This is a genomic window from Streptomyces sp. NPDC111516, from assembly GCF_055635345.1.
Window position 1 is genome coordinate 269,331 of the sequence record NZ_JBVKBV010000001.1, and the last position, 14,440, is coordinate 283,770.

Below are 14,440 nucleotides of genomic sequence, written 5' to 3' on the forward strand. Positions count from 1 at the left end.
GGCCGGTGCGGGCGGTCGGTCGGTCGAGGACGCGTGTGGGGCCCGAACCAGCTGGTTCGGGCCCCACACGTACACACATACAGCGCAACGGCTCAGCCGTTCTTCGCCGCCTCCGCGGCCGCGGCGCCCTTCTTCTCCGTCGTCTTCGCGGTACTGTCCGCGTCGCCCGTGGCGTCGCCGTCCTTCGCGTCGCCGTCCTTCGCGTCGCCGTCCTTCGCGTCGCCGTCCTTCGCGTCGCCGTCCTTCGCGTCGCCGTCCTTCGCGGCATCGACGCCTCCGGCGTCACTCGCGTCCTCGACGCCTCCGGCGTCCACCGCGTCCGGTTCCACGATCTCCTCGCGTCCCGGCCGTACCTTCGCCGAGATCACCATGTACAGCACCGCCAGCACGAACACGATCCCCGCGGTCCACACATTGAGGCGTACGCCCAGGATGTGGTGGGCCTCGTCGACCCGCATGTACTCGATCCAGCCCCGTCCCGCGCAGTACGCGGCGACGTACAGCGCGAACGCCCGGCCGTGTCCGAGCCTGAAGCGGCGGTCTGCCCAGATCACCAGCAGGGCGACACCGATGCACCACAGCGACTCGTACAGGAACGTCGGGTGGTACGTGCCGGCGACCCGGTTGGGGCCCTCACTGATCTTCAGCGCCCACGGCAGATCGGTCGGCTTGCCGTACAGCTCCTGGTTGAACCAGTTGCCCCAGCGGCCGATCGCCTGAGCGAAGGCGATGCCGGGGGCGAGCGCGTCGGCGTAGGCGGGCAGCGGGATCCCGCGGCGGCGGCAGCCGATCCAGGCGCCGACGGCACCGAGGGCGATCGCACCCCAGATGCCGAGGCCGCCCTGCCAGATCTTGAAGGCGTCGACCCAGTTCTCACCGTCGCCGAAGTACAGCTGGTAGTCGGTGATGACGTGGTAGAGCCGGCCGCCGACGAGGCCGAAGGGCACGGCCCAGACGGCGATGTCGGCAACGGTGCCGGCTCTGCCGCCCCGGGCGATCCAGCGTTTGTTGCTGAACCAGACGGCGACGAAGACACCGATGATGATGCAGAACGCGTAGCCGCGGAGCGGGATCGGGCCGAGATTGATCACGCCGGTCGACGGACTGGGAATGAAGGCAAGGTCCATGGCAGGGTCGACGCTACCTTGCCGGGTGGGGCGTTCGGCAACCCACCCGGCAACGTCTGGGTAACGCGCAGGTCATCCGTCCCCCCTGCGTGTCGCCCTGCCGACACCGGTCAGGAGCCCGACGGAGCCGGGGTGACCGTGCCCGGCTTCTTGCCCTTGTTGGCCTCGGCGACCCACTTCTTCAGGTTCGCCGCGGTGATCGGTTCGTCCCCCTTCTTCGGGAAGATCGGCTCTCCGTTGAGCAGCGCGGCCGGCGTGCCCTGGAATCCGCCGTTCTGGAACGCCGTGTTGGACTTCTGGACCCAGCCGTCGTGCTTGCCGTCCTCCACACAGCTGCGGAAGGCGGTGGTGTCGAGCCCTGGGACCTTCCCGGAGAGCTCGATCAGCTTGGCGTTGTCACCGAAGGCGTCGTCGGTCTCCGGCGGCTGGTTGCGGTAGAGGACGTCGTGATACGCGGAGAATTTGCCGGCGTCCTGTGCGCAGGCTGCCGCGTTGGCCGCCCGCAGCGAGCCGCTGCCGCCGAGATTGCCGTCGATCAGCGTGGCGAGGTGGTACTCGACCTTGGCCTGTCCGCTGCTCGCCAGTTGGTGGACGGTGTCCCTGAACGCTTTCTCGAACTGGGCACAGACCGGACAGCGGAAGTCCTCCCAGATGGTGAGCGTGGACGGGGCGTTGTCCGCGCCGACCTGGATGGCCAGGCCGTCCTTGCCGGTCGCGCCGGACGGGGCGACGGCGGGGCCCGCCGTCTTGCCCTTGCCGCCGGTGTTCGCGGCGATCACGCCGACGACCGCGGCCAGCGCCAGCACACCCACCACGGCGCTGCTGACGATCAGCGTGCGCCTGCGGCGCTCATGCGACTTCTCGCGCTCTCGCTGCCGGACGAGCCGGTCTCGCGCGGCCCTTTTTCCCTGTTCGTTGTTCTCGCTCACACCCGCAGCAACGAACCGGGGAGGCACGCGCGCGCCTCCCCGGTCCAGGTCCACCCGTTTGGGTTACACCCGTTTCAGACCGACCGGCAAATGGGGGACGGTCTCAGCGCTTTCGAACGCCTTCGGCGAGTTCGCCCGCCAGGGAGCGCACCGCGACCAGGCCCGCCTCCTCGTCGGGGGCGTCGAGCATGCCCTTGACGAAGGCGGAGCCGACGATCACCCCGTCGGCGAAGCCCGCGACCTCGGCGGCCTGTCGGGCGTTGGAGACGCCGAGGCCGACACAGACCGGGAGGGACGTGGTGGCGCGCGTGCGCGCGACCACGTCCTGGGCCTGCTCGCCGACGGACTCACGGGTGCCCGTGACGCCCATCAGCGAAGCCGCGTAGACGAAGCCGGAGCCGGCCGCGGTGATGGTGGCGAGGCGCTCGTCCTTGCTGCTCGGCGCGACGACGAAGACGGTCGCGAGACCGTGCTTGTCGGCGTGCTCGCGCCACAGCTCGGACTCCTGGACCGGCAGGTCGGGCAGGATGCACCCGGCGCCGCCCGCCTCGGCGAGCTCGGCCGTGAAGCGCTCGACGCCGTACCGGTCGATCGGGTTCCAGTACGTCATGACGAGGATCGGGACCCCGGTCGCCTCGTACGCCTCGCGGACCGTACGCATCACGTCGGCGATCTTCACGCCGCCGCGCAGGGCGATGTCGTCGGCGGTCTGGATGACCGGACCGTCGAGCACCGGGTCGCTGTGCGGCAGCCCCACCTCGACGATGTCCGCACCGCCCGCCACGACCGCCTTCACGGCGGCGATCGCGCCGTCGACGGTCGGGAAGCCGGCCGGGAGGTACGCGATGAGCGCGGCCCTGTTCTCCGCCTTCGCCGTCGCGAGGGAGGTGCTCAACAACTCCACGTTGCCGCTCACTGGGTGATCTCCTCTTCCCCGTCGGCCACATCGGCCTCGACGGTTCCGTCGGTCTCGCCGTACAGCCCGAAGTAGCGGGCCGCCGTGTCCATGTCCTTGTCGCCGCGGCCGGACAGATTGACCACGAGCAGTCCGTCCTTGCCGAGCTCCTTGCCGACTTCCAGCGCTCCGGCCAGCGCGTGGGCGCTCTCGATGGCCGGAATGATCCCTTCGGTGCGGGAGAGGAGGCGCAGCGACTGCATGGCGGCGTCGTCGGTGACCGCGCGGTACTCGCCGCGGCCGATGTCCTTGAGGTACGCGTGCTCCGGGCCGATGCCCGGGTAGTCGAGACCGGCCGAGATGGAGTACGGCTCGGTGATCTGGCCCTCGTCGTCCTGGAGGACGTAACTGCGCGAGCCGTGCAGGATGCCGGGCTCGCCCGCGGTCAGGGTCGCCGCGTGCTCGCCGGTCTCCACTCCGTGTCCGGCGGGCTCGCAGCCGATCAGCCGGACGCGGGCGTCCGGGATGAAGGCGTGGAAGAGCCCGATGGCGTTGGAGCCGCCGCCGACGCAGGCGATCGCGGCGTCCGGCAGCCGGCCGGTCCGCTCCAGGATCTGGCGGCGGGCCTCGACGCCGATGACGCGGTGGAAGTCGCGGACCATGGTGGGGAAGGGGTGCGGTCCCGCGACGGTGCCGAAGAGGTAGTGCGTGTGGTCCACATTTGCGACCCAGTCGCGGAACGCCTCGTTGATGGCGTCCTTCAGGGTCCTGGAGCCGGACTTCACGGCGATGACCTCGGCGCCGAGCATCCGCATCCGTGCCACGTTCAGCGCCTGCCGCTCGGTGTCGATCTCACCCATGTAGATGGTGCATTCGAGGCCGAAGAGCGCGCAGGCGGTGGCGGTGGCGACGCCGTGCTGGCCGGCGCCGGTCTCGGCGATGACCCGGGTCTTGCCCATGCGCCGGGTGAGCAGCGCCTGGCCCAGCACGTTGTTGATCTTGTGTGAGCCGGTGTGGTTCAGGTCCTCGCGCTTGAGGAAGATCCGGGCGCCGCCCGCGTGCTCGGCGAAGCGCGGGACCTCGGTCAGTGCGCTGGGGCGGCCGGTGTAGTTGACCATGAGCTCGTTGAGCTCGGCGGCGAAGGCGGGGTCGGCCTTGGCCTTGTCGTACTCGACGGCGACCTCGTCCACGGCGGCGACGAGCGCCTCCGGGATGAACTTGCCGCCGAACGCACCGAAGTACCCCTCGGCGCTGGGGATCAGACCCTCCGGGTCCGGGATGAAGAAGTCAGATGACATCCGACGTGCTCCTCGACATTGCAATGGGTGGGTTCACCGTATGCGCCGTGAGCGGAGCGCCGCCGCGACCGGGGCGGTCGGGCGGTGCGGTCGTACGTACGGCAGGAATGCTGCGGTTCGTCGGCCGGGGCTCGCTACTGCGCGGACCCCGTGCGCCATCGCATTCCGTTGACCTGGCCGGGCTCGTCGCCGATCACGTAACGCACGCGCCTGCCGTGCACACGTCGGGCCGGGGCGCGGCACCCGCGGGGGCGGCAGCCGCGCGCCAGCGGCGCGTGCGGGTCCCGGGCGGCCGTCGTACCGGCGGGGCGCAGGCCCGGCCGGACACGGGACGCGGGACGGTGGGCGGACACGGTTGCGGTCAGCCCCGTCCGTGCCGGAGTGCCGGGTGCGCACCCGCGGCGACCAGGTCGGCGACGGCAGCCCGCGGGTCGCGGCCGGTGACCAGGGATTCGCCCACGAGCACCGCGTCGGCACCCGCGTTGGCGTACGCGATCAGGTCGTGCGGACCGCGGACGCCGGACTCGGCGACCTTGACGATGTGGTCCGGGATCTCGGGGGCGACGCGCTCGAAGGTGGAGCGGTCGACCTTGAGGTCCTTCAGGTTGCGCGCGTTGACGCCGATGATCTTCGCGCCGGCGTCCACGGCGCGCTCCGCCTCCTCCTCGTCGTGCGCCTCGACCAACGGCGTCAGGCCGATGGACTCGGCGCGCTCGATCAGGGAGACCAGCGCCTCCTGGTCGAGGGCGGCGACGATCAGCAGGGCGAGGTCGGCGCCGTAGGCGCGAGCCTCCCAGAGCTGGTACGACGTGACGATGAAGTCCTTGCGCAGGACCGGGATGTCGACCTTGGCGCGGACGGCCTCCAGGTCGGCGAGTGAACCTCCGAAGCGGCGCTCCTCGGTGAGGACCGAGATGACGGACGCGCCGCCCGCCTCGTAGTCCGCGGCGAGCGCGGCCGGGTCGGCGATCGCCGCCAGCGCCCCCTTGGAGGGGCTTGAGCGCTTGACCTCGCAGATGACGGTCACGCCCTCGCCGCGCAGTGCGGCGACTCCGTCCTTGGCCGCCGGGGCGCGCGCCGCGCGTTCCTTCAGCTTGTCGAGGCTTACGCGCGCCTGCCGCTCTGCGAGGTCGGCGCGTACGCCGTCGATGATCTCGTCGAGCACACTCACGCGAGCGGCCCCCTTCCGGGACGGTGATGAGGGAACAGGATCAGCCACATCAATGCTATCCGCAGGAGGCCGGAGGGCTCGAATCCAGTGGGCGAATGTCCCAGTACCTGGGCATTCAAGGCGCCAGCGCCGAGCCGAACGGCAAATTTCGGACGACCGAGAAAGTCAGCAGCACCGCCCCGATCCCCCACCAGACGACGGGCTTCGCGGTGAGGGTCATGGGCCGTCCCCGGGCGGCGCGGGACATCCAGACCACCCAGAGGACAGTGAAGAGCCCGTAGCCGACGACGGCGAGCGCGTTGGAGCCGAGGGCGGCGGCGATGTCGCCGTGTGCGACGGCGTGCGCGCTGCGCAGCCCGCCGCAGCCCGGGCAGTACAGACCGGTGAACCGGAGCAGCGGGCAGACCGGGTAGTGGCCCGGTTCATTGGGGTCGACGGAACCGACGTAGCCGAAGGCGCCGATGACGACGGCCAGCACTCCCACCGGGGTGGCGAGCCGCCGGACGCGGGAGGTGGGGACGGGGGCCGGCGGGAAGACCGGCGGGTACGGGTGACCGGACGTCGGCGGCGGCTGCTGTCCGGACGCCGGTGGCTGTCCGGGCATCGGTGGCGTCGGCGGGCGGCCCGGGGCGGGCCGGGAGCCCGGCGCCCGGGGTGCGGCGGCTGGAGTAGGCGTTGCGTCCACCCGGTGATTGTCCCCGCTGATACGGAAAGGCGCAGCCCGGTCCGGGCTGCGCCTCGCGATTCGTACGTGTGCTGCGTGTGTCAGGAGATCTGGGCCTGTCCGGCCGCCGCCCTGGCCGCGGCCATCTCCGCCGACTCCTTCGGCATACCGAGGCCCGCGGCCTTCATCGCGAGGCCGACGACCCCGCCGAGGAGGATGACGGCCATGCTTGCCCAGAAGCCGATCGGGTTGGCCGCGACCACGAAGACGCCGGCGGCGCAGAAGCCGATGAAGGAGATGATGACACCGGTCCAGGCGGCCGGGGTGTGTCCGTGGCTGCTGCCCGCCATGAGTTGCTCCTTGTTGGTGATGCGCTGTTGGTATCGCTGTACGCAAAGCTGGTGCCGCTGTTGGTGCCGCTGTGCAGAAAGCTCGGCTTCATTGTCCCGTACGTGCCGATAGGACGTGAGCTGGGGGGTCATGGCTCGCGCGTCGGGTCCTCGCCGCGGTCCAGGGCCTTCCACAGGTCCTCCGGCCGGTCCGGGTCCGGGGCGGTGCGTGCGGCCTTGCGGGGGCGGGGGGTGCCGTCCCGTTCGTACCGTCCCGACATGGTCGGCCAGAGCTTCCCGTACCGCAGGGCGAGCAGCCCGGCGAGGAGGATCAGCAGGCCGCCGGCCGCGGTGACGTAGGGCCACCCGGTGTGGCCGAGGGCGCCGATGGTCGCCGAGGCGTCACCGGTGGTCTGGGCGGCCTTCTCGTCGAGTGCCGCGCTGTCGGAGGCGCCGAGGCAGGCGCTCAGTCCGGCACCGAGGCCGCTGAGGGCGAGGAGCCCGGCGACGATCAGCCGCCCGCCGCCGCGGACGGCGAACACGGCGACGAGGGCGGCCAGGCCGACTACGGCGAGGGCCGCCGGGAGGCCCGTGACGTCCTGGCCGTCGGCGGTCAGCGGCAGGGAGCCGCCGCCGACGGCCGCCCGGCCCTCGGCCCAGGTCTGGCCGGAGGCGAGCAGGACGACGGTGGCCCCGGCCGCCCCGAGGAGCAGGCCGGCGGCCAGGCTGCGGCGGCTTCCCGACGCGTCGGGCGCGGTGGCCGCTTGGGCACGGGGCTGGGGTACGGGGACAGCACTCACATACCCCACTATCCCCTACGGCCTCGTCAGCCGTGGAGCCGGTTGGCCGTATGCACCGCCCGGAGCACGGCCGCGGCCTTGTTGCGGCACTCGGTGTCCTCGGCCACCGGGTCGGAGTCGGCGACGACACCCGCTCCGGCCTGGACGTACGCCGTGCCGTCGCGGAGCAGGGCGGTACGGATGGCGATGGCGGTGTCGGAGTCCCCGGCGAAGTCGAGGTAGCCGACGCAGCCTCCGTACAGTCCGCGGCGGGTCGGCTCGAACTCCTCGATGATCTGCATCGCGCGGGGCTTGGGGGCGCCGGAGAGGGTGCCCGCGGGGAAGCACGCGGTGAGGACGTCGAAGGCGGTGCGGCCCTCGGCGACGCGGCCGGTGACGGTGGAGACGATGTGCATGACGTGCGAGTACCGCTCGATCGACATGAAGTCGACGACCTCGACGGTGCCGGGTTCGCAGACCCGCCCCAGGTCGTTGCGGCCGAGATCGACGAGCATCAGGTGCTCGGCGCGCTCCTTGGGGTCGGCGAGGAGTTCCTCGGCGAGGGCCTGGTCCTCCTGCGGGGTGGCGCCGCGGTGCCTGGTCCCGGCGATCGGGTGGACCATGGCGCGGCCGTCCTCGACCTTGACGAGGGCTTCCGGGCTGGAGCCGGCGACGTCGAAGCCGTCGAAGCGGAAGAGGTACATGTACGGCGACGGGTTGGTGGCGCGCAGTACCCGGTAGACGTCCAACGCGCTTGCCGTGCACGGGGTTTCGAAGCGCTGGGAGGGCACGACCTGGAAGGCCTCGCCGGCCCTGATGCGCTCCTTCACGTCCTCGACGGCGTCCTGGTACGCCTTGCCGCCCCACAGTGCGTTGTACGGGGGGAGCTCGGACGGCGGGAGGGTGGCGGGGGCGTTCTCGACCGGGCGGGAGAGGTCCTGCTCCATGGCGTCGAGACGGGCGACGGCGTCCGCGTACGCCTCGTCGACGCCGGTCGCGAGGTCGTTGTGGTTGATCGCGTTGGCGATCAGGAGGACGCTGCCGTCCCAGTGGTCGAGCACGGCCAGGTCCGAGGTGAGCAGCATCGTCAGCTCGGGGAGGCGGAGGTCGTCCTCGACGCTGTCGCCGATCTTCTCCAGGCGGCGCACGATGTCGTAGCCCAGATAGCCGACCATCCCGCCGGTGAACGGGGGCAGTCCGTCGTCGACGACCAGGTCGTGCGGGGTGTGCAGGGTCTCGATGGTGGCGCGCAGGGCCCGCAGCGGGTCGCCGTCGACGGGGACGCCGACGGGCGGGGTGCCCAGCCAGTGGGCCTGCCCGTCGCGTGCGGTGAGGGTGGCGGCGCTGCGTACCCCGATGAAGGAGTAGCGCGACCAGGTGCGCCCGTTCTCGGCGGATTCGAGGAGGAAGGTGCCGGTGCGCTCGCCCGCGAGTTTGCGGTAGAGCCCGACCGGGGTGTCGCCGTCCGCGAGGAGGCGGCGGCTGACCGGGATGACGCGCCGGTCGACGGCCAGTTTGCGGAAGGTTTCGAGATCCATGGCGGCTGACCCTACTGCGCGAGCGGGAGGACGTCGGCGTCGAAGCAGGTGCGGTCGCCGGTGTGGCAGGCGGCACCCGTCTGGTCGACCCTGACGAGGACGGTGTCGGCGTCGCAGTCGAGGGCGACGGACTTGACCTGCTGGATGTGGCCCGAGGTGTCGCCCTTGACCCAGTACTCCTGGCGGCTGCGGGACCAGTAGGTGCAGCGGCCGGTGGTGAGGGTGCGGTGCAGTGCCTCGTCGTCCATCCAGCCCAGCATCAGCACTTCGCCGGTGTCGTACTGCTGGGCGATGGCCGGGACGAGGCCGTCGGCGCCGCGCTTGAGGCGGGCTGCGATGGCCGGGTCGAGGTTGCCGGACGGCGGCGGGGTGCTGGGCGTGCGCGCGCTGGTCATGCGCCCATTGTGCCGTGGGTGCGGGAGCGGTTCCGGGTTGCGTCCACTGGGCGGAACGCGCGCGACGGTCGTACGCTGGCGACCATGTCGACCCATGCGAAGCGTGAACGACTTCTGCTCGCCGACCTGTTGGAGGCGGCGGGACCGGAAGCCCCGACCCTGTGCCACGGCTGGACGACCCGGGACCTGGCCGCCCATGTGGTGGTCCGGGAGCGCCGGCCGGACGCGGCGGGCGGGTTGGTGCTGGGGCTGCTGAGGAACCGCCTCGAACGGGTGCAGGAGGAGTACGCGGCGAAGCCGTACGAGGAACTGATCCAGCTGATCCGCACCGGGCCGCCGCGGATGTCCCCGTTCGGTCTGAAGCCGATCGACGAGGCCGCCAACACCGTCGAGTTCTACATCCATGCGGAGGATGTGCGCCGGGCCCAGCCGGACTGGTCGCGGCGGGAGCTGGATCCGGTCTTCGCCGACGTGCTGTGGTCGCGCGCCGAGAAGACGGCCCGGATGCTGGGCCGCAACTCCCCGGTGGGGCTGGTGCTGCGCCGCCCCGACGGCCAGACGGCCGTGGCGCACAAGGGCACCCCGGTGGTGACGGTCACCGGCGAGCCGGGCGAGCTGCTGCTCTTCGCGTTCGGCCGGCAGGACGCGGCGACGGTGGGCCTGGACGGCGACCAGGAGGCGATGGCCCGGCTGCACACGGCGGAGCTGGGGATGTAGGGCCGAGCTCCGCTCACGGGTCCGGGTCAGCGGGGGAGTTCCGCGCGGCGCAGCCGGGTGAAGGCCAGACCGGCTGTCGCCCCGGACGCGCACACTGCGGCGCTGGTGACGAAGACCGGGCCCGTCCCCCAGGTGGCGACGGCGGCTCCCGTGACCGGGTAGCTGAGCGGCGCGATCGCGTGGGTGAAGAGCGTCGACACCGAGGTGACCCGACCCAGATAGGCGGGGTCCGTGACCGTCTGGATCAGGGCACCGCACAGGGAACCGCCGAGGCCCGCGAAGAGCCCGATGCAGACGGCGACGGCGACGGCGGGGCCCAGCGAGGGCGTGTGGGCCAGGGCCGCTATGGCGACGGCGCCGATCAGCGTCATCAGGCACATCACGAGCCCGGCCCGCGGTACCCGGCCGCGCACGGCGAGCACCAGGGCCGACGCACCGGCGCCGATCCCGAACGCGGCGACGATCCAGCCCATGCCGGAGGCGCCCCAGCCTCGCTCGCGGGCGAGCAGGATCAGTCCGAGGTTGAGCGGCCCCGCGAAGCCCAGTTCGCTGAGGGCGACGGCGAGCATCAGCGGTCCGAGCACCGGGTGACGTCGGATGTGGCGCAGCCCGTCGGCCAGGTCGTGCCGGGCGGTGCCGGACGGTTCGGCGGATTCCCGGGCGGGCAGTGGGCTGATCCGCAGGGACAGGAGCAGCGGCAGTGATACGGCGAAGAGCACCCCGGCCGCGGCGAACGCGAGCCGCGGACCGCCGACGGCCACCGCGACACCACCGAGCGGCGCTCCGACGACATTGGCGGCGCGCGCGGCGAGTCCGCGCAGCCCCTGGACGCGGGCCAGCTGACCGGCGGCGGTGATCCGGGGCGGCAGGGCGCCGACGGCGGGCAGAAAGAGTGCGTCGACCACGCCGAAGACCAGCGCGATGGCGATCAGCATCCACACGGCGGGCGAGGTGACCAGCAGCGCGCCCGCCAGGCCCAGGACGACCAGGCAGCGGGCGGCGTCGCTGCCGATGACGACGCGACGCGGTCCGATCCGGTCGGCGAGCACTCCCCCGCCGAGCATCAGTAAGGCCCTGGGTATGGAGCCGACGGCGAGGACGAGGCCGGTCTGCGAGGCGCTGCCGGTGCGGGCGGCGGCCCAGGCGAGTGCCATGTAGTAGACGCTGTCGCCGATCATCGATGCGGCGTAGGCACCGAGCCAGCGCAGGACGTTTCCGTCGCGGTGGGCGGGGCGTTCGGGAGTTTTCGTGACGGTGACGGTCATGAGGGTCGTCCTCCCAGGACGGCGAGTCAGGTGCGGAACGGGAATGCGTACAGGTGCATGGCGACGTTCTCGCGCCCTTCCGTGTCCCCGGCCTCGTCGCGGGCGCGGCCGAGTTCCTCGTACCGGTCGATCAGCTCGTGCACCTCGCGGCTGAGCGCGGCGAGTTCCTCGGCGGTGAGCCGGGCCAGGTACTCGGAACCGGACGAGGCGCTGCGCCACTCGGGCGGCCAGCTCTGGGCCGAGTCGAGGTAGCGGAGGTACAGCTCGTTGCGCTGTTCGAACGAGAGCCGGCCGACAGCGGTGTGCGCGGCGACCTTCTCGGGCGCGTCGCTGAAGTCCTCGTCGCGGAAGCTGAGCCCCTTCGAGGCGGGCTGCCACCAGCGCTCGCGTCCGTCCTTGCCCTGCTGCTCGGCCTCCTCGATCAGGCCGTGGTCGGCGAGCTTGCGCAGGTGGTAGCTGACCAGCGAGACCGCCTCGTCGACCTGTTCGGCGAGCTGGGAGGCGGTGGCCTCACGGGAGATGTAGAGCAGTCGGTACAGCTTCATCCGCAGGGGGTGCCCGAACGCCTTCAGCGTCTCCAAATCCGAGATCCGGCGCGATTCATTGCTTGCCATGCCCTCACCGTAGACAGGAAAGGAAACTTGCGCAATCTTTATTGCGCAATAAAAGTTGTGGGATCACGGGGGTGGTGTTGCCGCGGTCGGAGCGAAGACAGCCCGCAAAACGGCGATCGCCGGACGAGGCCGAAAAATCGGCTCCGTCCGGCGATCGATGAGTACGCGGGTCAGCGCACCGGGTGTCCGGCCTCCCTGAGCGCGCCCTTGACCTCGGAGATCCGCAGATCGCCGAAGTGGAAGACGGACGCGGCGAGCACCGCGTCGGCCCCCGCCGCGATGGCCGGTGCGAAGTCCGCGAGCCGGCCCGCGCCGCCGGAGGCGATGACGGGGACGGTCACGTGCTGCCGTACCGCCGCGATCATCTCGGTGTCGTAGCCGTCCTTGGTGCCGTCGGCGTCCATGGAGTTGAGCAGGATCTCGCCCGCGCCCAACTCGGCGGCCCGGTGTGCCCATTCGACGGCGTCGATGCCGGTGCCCTTGCGGCCGCCGTGCGTGGTGACCTCGAAGGTGCCCGCGGGGGTGCGCCTGGCGTCCACGGAGAGCACCAGGACCTGACGGCCGAAGCGCTCGGCGATCTCCCGGATGAGGTCGGGGCGGGCGATGGCCGCGGTGTTGACGCCGACCTTGTCCGCGCCGGCCCGCAGCAGCTTGTCGACGTCGTCGGCGGTACGGACGCCGCCGCCGACGGTGAGCGGGATGAAGACCTGCTCGGCGGTGCGGCGCACCACGTCGTAGGTGGTCTCCCGGTCGCCGCTGGACGCGGTGATGTCCAGGAAGGTCAGCTCGTCGGCGCCCTCGGCGTCGTACAGCTTCGCCATCTCGACGGGGTCGCCCGCGTCGCGCAGGTTCTGGAAGTTGACGCCCTTGACGACCCGGCCCCGGTCGACGTCCAGGCACGGAATGACGCGTACCGCGAGAGTCATCGCGCACCTGCCCGGTAGGCCTCGACCTCGACCTCGACGACCAGGCTCGGGTCCACCAGACCGGACACGATGATCATCGAAGCCGCGGGGCGGACATCGTCGAAGAGTTCCTTGTGGGCGCGGCCGACCTCGTCCACGTCCCGGGCGTGCGTGACGTACATCCGGGTGCGGACGACGTCCTCACGGCCCAGACCGAGCTGCTTCAGCGCGTCGAAGGCGACCTTGAAGGAGGTGACGGTCTGCTCGTACGGGCCGCCCGCGGAGATCTGTCCGTTCTCCACCGACGTGCAACCCGCCACCAGGACGAGGCCGTTCGGCAGCTCGACCGCGCGGGAGTAGCCGAACTTCTCCTCCCAGGGGGCACCTGAGGAGATGCGGTTGACGGAATCGCTCATCCGGAGACCACCTGCAGCGCTTCTTCGAGGGTGAACGCCTTCGCGTACAGCGCCTTGCCGACGATCGCGCCCTCGACGCCCGCCGGGACGAGCGAGGCGATGGCCCGCAGGTCGTCCAGCGAGGAGACGCCGCCGGAGGCGACGACGGGCTTGTCGGTGGCGGCGCAGACGTTCTTCAGGAGCTCCAGGTTGGGGCCCTGGAGCGTGCCGTCCTTGGCGATGTCGGTGACGACGTAACGGGCGCAGCCCTCGGAGTCGAGGCGGGCGAGCGTCTCGTAGAGGTCGCCGCCGTCGCGGGTCCAGCCGCGGCCGCGCAGCGTCGTGCCGCGGACGTCGAGGCCGACGGCGATCTTGTCACCGTGCTCGGCGATGATCTTGGCGACCCACTCCGGGGTCTCCAGGGCGGCGGTGCCGAGGTTGACCCGGGTGCAGCCGGTGGCGAGGGCGGCGGCGAGCGAGGCGTCGTCGCGGATGCCGCCGGAGAGCTCGACCTTGATGTCCATGGAGCGGGCGACCTCGGCGATCTGCGCCCTGTTGTCACCGGTGCCGAACGCGGCGTCCAGGTCGACGAGATGCAGCCATTCGGCACCCGCCTGCTGCCAGGCGAGAGCGGCCTGCAGCGGGTCGCCGTAGGAGGTCTCGGAACCGGACTCGCCGTGGACGAGGCGGACGGCCTGGCCGTCGCGGACGTCGACGGCGGGGAGGAGTTCAAGCTTCGGCATTACAGCGTCTCAATCCAGTTGGTCAGCAGCTGGGCGCCGGCGTCGCCGGACTTCTCGGGGTGGAACTGGGTGGCCCACAGGGCGCCGTTCTCCACGGCCGCGACGAACGGCTCGCCGTGGGTGGCCCAGGTGACCCGGGGCGCGCGGATCTTGGCGTTGGTGACCTCCAGGCTCCAGTCGTGCACTGCGTAGGAGTGCACGAAGTAGAACCGGGCCTCGGGGTCGAGACCTGCGAAGAGCTGGGAGTCCTCGGGGGACCGCACGGTGTTCCAGCCCATGTGCGGGACGATCGGGGCCTTCAGCGGTGCGACGGTACCGGGCCATTCGTCCAGCCCCTCCGTCTGAACGCCGTGCTCGATGCCGCGCTCGAAGAGGATCTGCATACCGACGCAGATGCCCATGACGGGGCGGCCGCCGGCCAGCCTGCGGCCGATGATCCATTCGCCGCGGGCCTTCTTCAGCCCCTCCATGCAGGCGGAGAACGCGCCGACACCGGGCACCAGCAGCCCGTCGGCGTTCATCGCCTTCTCGTAGTCGCGGGTGATCTCGACATCCGCACCGACGTGGGCGAGGGCCCGCTCGGCGGAGCGGACGTTGCCGAAGCCGTAGTCGAAGACGACGACCTTCTTCTTGCCGCCCAACCTCTTGTCACTCGTCTTGTCGCTCACAGTCCTAC

18 protein-coding genes are annotated in these 14,440 nt (G+C 71.3%); 1 reads left to right on the forward strand and 17 read right to left on the reverse strand.

Annotation, left to right across the window (positions count from 1 at the left end; translation table 11 throughout):
- Positions 1–92: 92 nt before the first annotated feature.
- From lgt to hisI, 11 genes are all read right to left on the reverse strand, one after another.
- Complete coding sequence (lgt, locus tag ACZ7L9_RS01255) at positions 93–1,127, reverse strand: prolipoprotein diacylglyceryl transferase (protein WP_471411403.1); 1,035 nt, start codon at positions 1,125–1,127, stop codon at positions 93–95.
- A 110-nt stretch (positions 1,128–1,237) separates the two neighbouring features.
- Entirely contained in the window at positions 1,238–2,056 is an 819-nt protein-coding gene (locus tag ACZ7L9_RS01260) for a DsbA family protein (protein ID WP_471411405.1), read from the reverse strand.
- A 103-nt stretch (positions 2,057–2,159) separates the two neighbouring features.
- Positions 2,160–2,972 carry a tryptophan synthase subunit alpha gene (gene trpA / locus ACZ7L9_RS01265; protein WP_471411407.1) on the reverse strand — a complete coding sequence of 271 codons (813 nt, stop codon included), beginning with the start codon at positions 2,970–2,972 and terminating at the stop codon, positions 2,160–2,162.
- Positions 2,969–4,249, reverse strand: a complete 1,281-nt coding sequence (gene trpB / locus ACZ7L9_RS01270; protein WP_471411409.1) for a tryptophan synthase subunit beta — start codon at positions 4,247–4,249, stop codon at positions 2,969–2,971. Before trpB ends, trpA begins: the two co-directional genes overlap by 4 nt.
- A 134-nt stretch (positions 4,250–4,383) precedes the next feature.
- Positions 4,384–4,563: a tryptophan biosynthesis modulator TrpM gene (gene trpM / locus ACZ7L9_RS01275; RefSeq protein ID WP_471412728.1), complete on the reverse strand. Its 180-nt coding sequence runs from the start codon at positions 4,561–4,563 to the stop codon at positions 4,384–4,386.
- A gap of 47 nt (positions 4,564–4,610) precedes the next feature.
- Positions 4,611–5,420 (reverse strand): indole-3-glycerol phosphate synthase TrpC, encoded by an 810-nt coding sequence (trpC, locus tag ACZ7L9_RS01280; protein WP_471411411.1) that lies wholly within the window; start codon positions 5,418–5,420, stop codon positions 4,611–4,613.
- Positions 5,421–5,535: 115 nt separating this feature from the next.
- Positions 5,536–6,105 carry a DUF2752 domain-containing protein gene (locus ACZ7L9_RS01285; RefSeq protein WP_471411413.1) on the reverse strand — a complete coding sequence of 190 codons (570 nt, stop codon included), beginning with the start codon at positions 6,103–6,105 and terminating at the stop codon, positions 5,536–5,538.
- A gap of 80 nt (positions 6,106–6,185) precedes the next feature.
- Positions 6,186–6,434, reverse strand: a complete 249-nt coding sequence (locus tag ACZ7L9_RS01290; RefSeq protein WP_471411415.1) for an HGxxPAAW family protein — start codon at positions 6,432–6,434, stop codon at positions 6,186–6,188.
- Between the two features lie 128 nt (positions 6,435–6,562).
- A complete protein-coding gene (locus tag ACZ7L9_RS01295; RefSeq protein WP_471411417.1) occupies positions 6,563–7,222 on the reverse strand; it encodes a TIGR02234 family membrane protein in 660 nt (219 codons plus the stop codon).
- A 17-nt stretch (positions 7,223–7,239) separates the two neighbouring features.
- Entirely contained in the window at positions 7,240–8,730 is a 1,491-nt protein-coding gene (locus ACZ7L9_RS01300; RefSeq protein ID WP_471411418.1) for an anthranilate synthase component I, read from the reverse strand.
- A gap of 11 nt (positions 8,731–8,741) precedes the next feature.
- Complete coding sequence (gene hisI, locus ACZ7L9_RS01305; RefSeq protein ID WP_471411420.1) at positions 8,742–9,125, reverse strand: phosphoribosyl-AMP cyclohydrolase; 384 nt, start codon at positions 9,123–9,125, stop codon at positions 8,742–8,744.
- Positions 9,126–9,209: 84 nt separating this feature from the next.
- Here hisI and ACZ7L9_RS01310 point away from each other — a divergent pair, with 84 nt between their 5' ends.
- The gene (locus tag ACZ7L9_RS01310) at positions 9,210–9,842 is read left to right on the forward strand and encodes a TIGR03085 family metal-binding protein (protein WP_471411422.1); all 633 of its coding nucleotides are present in this window, start codon (positions 9,210–9,212) and stop codon (positions 9,840–9,842) included.
- 26 nt (positions 9,843–9,868) lie between these two features.
- Here the strand turns inward: ACZ7L9_RS01310 and ACZ7L9_RS01315 are convergent, their stop codons facing one another.
- The 6 genes from ACZ7L9_RS01315 to hisH form a co-directional block, all read right to left on the reverse strand.
- The gene (locus tag ACZ7L9_RS01315) at positions 9,869–11,107 is read right to left on the reverse strand and encodes an MFS transporter (protein WP_471411424.1); all 1,239 of its coding nucleotides are present in this window, start codon (positions 11,105–11,107) and stop codon (positions 9,869–9,871) included.
- Between the two features lie 26 nt (positions 11,108–11,133).
- Positions 11,134–11,721 carry an ArsR/SmtB family transcription factor gene (locus ACZ7L9_RS01320; protein WP_471411426.1) on the reverse strand — a complete coding sequence of 196 codons (588 nt, stop codon included), beginning with the start codon at positions 11,719–11,721 and terminating at the stop codon, positions 11,134–11,136.
- 170 nt (positions 11,722–11,891) lie between these two features.
- Positions 11,892–12,647 carry an imidazole glycerol phosphate synthase subunit HisF gene (hisF, locus tag ACZ7L9_RS01325; protein ID WP_471411428.1) on the reverse strand — a complete coding sequence of 252 codons (756 nt, stop codon included), beginning with the start codon at positions 12,645–12,647 and terminating at the stop codon, positions 11,892–11,894.
- Positions 12,644–13,042: a RidA family protein gene (locus ACZ7L9_RS01330; protein WP_471411430.1), complete on the reverse strand. Its 399-nt coding sequence runs from the start codon at positions 13,040–13,042 to the stop codon at positions 12,644–12,646. The genes hisF and ACZ7L9_RS01330 overlap by 4 nt, the downstream gene beginning before the upstream one ends.
- Positions 13,039–13,764, reverse strand: a complete 726-nt coding sequence (gene priA, locus ACZ7L9_RS01335; RefSeq protein WP_383750135.1) for a bifunctional 1-(5-phosphoribosyl)-5-((5-phosphoribosylamino)methylideneamino)imidazole-4-carboxamide isomerase/phosphoribosylanthranilate isomerase PriA — start codon at positions 13,762–13,764, stop codon at positions 13,039–13,041. The genes ACZ7L9_RS01330 and priA overlap by 4 nt, the downstream gene beginning before the upstream one ends.
- On the reverse strand, positions 13,764–14,405 hold the full coding sequence (hisH, locus tag ACZ7L9_RS01340) for an imidazole glycerol phosphate synthase subunit HisH (protein ID WP_471412729.1): 642 nt from the start codon (positions 14,403–14,405) through the stop codon (positions 13,764–13,766). Before hisH ends, priA begins: the two co-directional genes overlap by 1 nt.
- Positions 14,406–14,440 lie beyond the last annotated feature (35 nt).

Coding starts and splice junctions, on each gene's coding strand:
- lgt (WP_471411403.1), bottom strand. CDS start 1,127: ATGGACCTTGCCTTCATTCCCAGTCCGTCGACCGGCGTGATCAATCTC.
- trpB (WP_471411409.1), bottom strand. CDS start 4,249: ATGTCATCTGACTTCTTCATCCCGGACCCGGAGGGTCTGATCCCCAGC.
- ACZ7L9_RS01290 (WP_471411415.1), bottom strand. CDS start 6,434: ATGGCGGGCAGCAGCCACGGACACACCCCGGCCGCCTGGACCGGTGTC.
- ACZ7L9_RS01300 (WP_471411418.1), bottom strand. CDS start 8,730: ATGGATCTCGAAACCTTCCGCAAACTGGCCGTCGACCGGCGCGTCATC.
- hisI (WP_471411420.1), bottom strand. CDS start 9,125: ATGACCAGCGCGCGCACGCCCAGCACCCCGCCGCCGTCCGGCAACCTC.
- ACZ7L9_RS01310 (WP_471411422.1), top strand. CDS start 9,210: ATGTCGACCCATGCGAAGCGTGAACGACTTCTGCTCGCCGACCTGTTG.
- ACZ7L9_RS01315 (WP_471411424.1), bottom strand. CDS start 11,107: ATGACCGTCACCGTCACGAAAACTCCCGAACGCCCCGCCCACCGCGAC.
- ACZ7L9_RS01320 (WP_471411426.1), bottom strand. CDS start 11,721: ATGGCAAGCAATGAATCGCGCCGGATCTCGGATTTGGAGACGCTGAAG.
- hisF (WP_471411428.1), bottom strand. CDS start 12,647: ATGACTCTCGCGGTACGCGTCATTCCGTGCCTGGACGTCGACCGGGGC.
- ACZ7L9_RS01330 (WP_471411430.1), bottom strand. CDS start 13,042: ATGAGCGATTCCGTCAACCGCATCTCCTCAGGTGCCCCCTGGGAGGAG.
- priA (WP_383750135.1), bottom strand. CDS start 13,764: ATGCCGAAGCTTGAACTCCTCCCCGCCGTCGACGTCCGCGACGGCCAG.